Origin of the sequence: Caproiciproducens sp. MSJ-32 (genome assembly GCF_018918055.1) — a bacterium.
Classification (GTDB): domain Bacteria; phylum Bacillota; class Clostridia; order Clostridiales; family Clostridiaceae; genus Clostridium.
The window spans coordinates 1-3,361 of the sequence record NZ_JAHLPS010000099.1 but is presented as its reverse complement, the minus strand read 5'-3'; the positions used below and the strand labels follow the sequence as shown (position 1 = coordinate 3,361).

Annotated in this window: 3 protein-coding genes; 1 reads left to right on the top strand and 2 read right to left on the bottom strand. The window is 29.1% G+C overall.

Annotated features, from left to right (window positions below; genetic code table 11):
- Positions 1–146: 146 nt before the first annotated feature.
- Entirely contained in the window at positions 147–287 is a 141-nt protein-coding gene (locus tag KQI16_RS10925) for a hypothetical protein (RefSeq protein WP_216434401.1), read from the bottom strand.
- A gap of 33 nt (positions 288–320) precedes the next feature.
- Positions 321–2,306 (bottom strand): methyl-accepting chemotaxis protein, encoded by a 1,986-nt coding sequence (locus KQI16_RS10920; RefSeq protein ID WP_286173080.1) that lies wholly within the window; start codon positions 2,304–2,306, stop codon positions 321–323.
- Between the two features lie 221 nt (positions 2,307–2,527).
- Between KQI16_RS10920 and KQI16_RS10915 the strand changes: the two genes are divergently transcribed.
- Complete coding sequence (locus tag KQI16_RS10915) at positions 2,528–3,349, top strand: transposase (protein ID WP_286173079.1); 822 nt, start codon at positions 2,528–2,530, stop codon at positions 3,347–3,349.
- Positions 3,350–3,361 lie beyond the last annotated feature (12 nt).

The window sequence follows — 3,361 nt, the reverse complement described above, 5'->3', positions numbered from 1 at the left end:
CCTCCAATGATAGTTTTATTTAATTAGGGATAAGCTTTGCAAAGCCTTATACCCCGTATTCTATCAGGAGGTGCTTTTTTTATCCACTCTTAAATTATTTCATTACAGGAATGCTCCTTATATTATTCTCCCATAATCTATTTTAATTATTGGACAATAATAGCTATAACTATAGCATCAATATCAAATATATATTCCCCTTTCATAATAGCGAACATACGTTCAATTGTAAATATATTTCTTCCATTATTTTCTCCAATATTTCTACAAAAAAAGAGAACTAACACCGTAGTTCCCTTTCTAAATTAATTTTATAAACCCTAAATTTTAAATTTTTTAATAAGTTCATCTAACAGTCCGGCATACTCCTTTAAAGTTTGAGCTTGTACTGTCATTTCGTTTAATCCTGCAGATTGTTGTTCTGAAGCAGCACTCACTTCTTCAGTTATTGCTGCTGTTTCTTGAGATACAGCTACTACGCTGCTAAGCTTATTAACTACGTTTTCCTTGCTTGTTGTAATCTTATTTAAAGATTCACTTACATCATTAATATTCTCTTCTAATTCTTTAATTTTTGTATCTATAATATAGAATTTTTCCTTTGTTATATCTAAACTTTCTCCCGTTTCATTATTTAACTTCTGAGTGGTTATAGTTTGTTCATTTAGTTCTTTTATACTGTTTTTTATTTCTACTATAACATTATTTATTTCATTAGCTGATTTTGAAGACTCTTCTGCTAATTTTCTTACTTCTTCTGCTACAACAGCAAAGCCCTTTCCAACTTCACCTGCCCTAGCAGCTTCTATGCTAGCATTTAAGGCTAGAAGGTTAGTTTGATCTGTTATATCTTGTATTGTATCAACTATGATTCCTATTTCTTCTGACTTAGCTGATAAAATATTTACTTTCTCAGCCATCTTTATACTAGCTTCTTTATTCTTTTCATATGTATCTGTTAAATTTGATATAGCATATGTACCGTCGTCTGTTGCTTTTTTTACTTCCTTTGAGTTATTTAGCATATCCTTAGCTTTACTTATTGAAATATTAATTCCCTTTTCTAATTCAGAAAGTTCATTTGCACCTTCATCTAATTGAGCTGCCTGATCTGTTGCACCTACAGCTATTTGTTGAACTGATTTAGCAACTTCTTCACCTACTCTATTAGACTCTGTTATTATTTCAAATAAAGAAACACTTCCCTCATCTACATTTTCTGCTGCTTCTTTTATTCCATTTAATAATATTCCTAAACTTCCAACTAAGGCATTTAAGCTGCCTATCATAGAATTTATTTCTTTAGTATATGTATTATCTTCTTTAACATTTACAGTAAAATCCCCCTCTTTAATTTTACTTAATGCAGTATTAACCATTTTTATAGGCTCTGTAAGCTTCTTAGTAAATATTTTCGAAAAAACAGCACTTAAAATTATTACAATAACAAATAAGGCAAATGGTATTAATATTCCTTCCAATACTTTATTAGTTAATTCTGAATTTGGCATAAATACAACTGAAATAATTCCACTTTCTTCATCTATTGCTTTATAGGCAGAATAACTTTTTCCTTCAATATTTACCCTATTATCTTTTCCAGCTTCTAAATCTATAATATTTTCTAACCAAGAAAGTTCTGATACATCCTTTCCAATTAATTCTGAATCTTTACTAGCAATTACTTTTCCCTCTCCACTTAAAACGAGAGCAAAAGATCCATTAGTTAATGTTTGACTATTTACAAGTTCAGAAAGTATATCTAAATTTTTATCGACACACACAACTCCTATTACTTTTCCTGCTTCATTTTTAAAAGCTTTAGAATATGTAATAACTATTTTCTTTGTAACTATATCTTCATAGGGTTCTGATATAACAACCTTATCTGGATTGATAATGGCATTTTTATACCATACTCTAGTTCTTGCATCAAAACTTTCATCAATTTCTTCATAAGGTGCCATTAAAAATTTGCCATCTTCTGTCCCCATAGCAACATTTATAACATCAGAATTCACTTTTTGATAATTCTCTAATGATTTTTGAACATTCTCCATTTCTCTGATCTTATTATTTCCTTCTAAATTCATAAGATCTTTTTGTAATGAAAAGTTTTCTAAATCAGCAAAGAGTTTATTATTTCCATTATCTATAATATTGCTTATTGCTTTTGCTTCATTTCCAATAGAAAGAGAAGCCTGAATTTGAATATTTCTTCTAAGATAGTCAATATTTACTGCTTCAATTAAAATAATTGGAATAATAGCTGTAATAATTAAAAGAACTCTCAGCTGATACTTCATTTATTTCTGATGCTTCTTATTAACTGACTTTCCTTTTTTCATATATATACCCCCATTTTATTTAAGTTAGTATAAAGTTTTTTACACCATTTTCTTTTTAAAATATTTATATATCAAGGGTTCGAGAGTTTTTTTGTATAAAAAAACAATGCCCCCCCCCTAATTTCGTGTTAAAATTGAATCACCACAACACAAAATAACTACGAAAGGTTGTCATTGTTATGGATTCAATTATAACTTATTTAATTACTTATAATCAATACTTACTTAATACCATTTTTCAGCTAGTTTTATTTATTTCAAAGTATATTCCACTTAAGCAAATGGCATTTGATGACTCAAATAACCCGGAATATCAAAAGTTCAAAGTAGACAAACTGCCTAAGATCATTAGATTTGAAAAAGTTGATTATATATTGCTCCTAGAGTACTACAAATATAAATATAACAAGCTTATTAAACCCGTCCAAAGACGTTCCGGTAAGAGTATTCCTATAAAAACTACTTGCCCTAAATGCGGTGCACCACATCAATATATCTACAATGACAATGGTAGTCGTGGACAATATCAATGTAAGATTTGTGGCTTGACTTTTAAGGAATATAACTACGCTTCAAAGTCCTTAGTGTTTAAGTGTCCTTACTGCAATAGTACTCTTACTGAGCAAAAAGAACGTAAGCATTATAATGTACATAAATGTAATAACTCCAAATGCTCTTATTACTTAAATAATATAAAAAAGTTGCCTAAAGATTTACCAAGTACTGATAAATACAAATACAAACTTCATTACATATATAGAGAGTTTAATATCAACTTCTTTAAAATGGATTTATATAAACTTCCTAAACAAGCTACTAGCTTTAATTTTAAGAAATTTAATCCTCACATACTTGGATTATGCTTGACTTATCATGTTAATCTCAAGTTATCTACTAGGCAAACCGCTCACGCGTTAGCGGAAATACATGGAATAAAAATATCACATACCCAAATTGCAAATTATGCAATGACGGCCGCTAGTGTTATTAAGCATTTGTAGATAGTTTTGATT

Bases quoted from the DNA above. Each gene is read 5' to 3' on its own strand.
- KQI16_RS10920 (WP_286173080.1), bottom strand. From the start codon at position 2,306: ATGAAGTATCAGCTGAGAGTTCTTTTAATTATTACAGCTATTATTCCA.
- KQI16_RS10915 (WP_286173079.1), top strand. From the start codon at position 2,528: ATGGATTCAATTATAACTTATTTAATTACTTATAATCAATACTTACTT.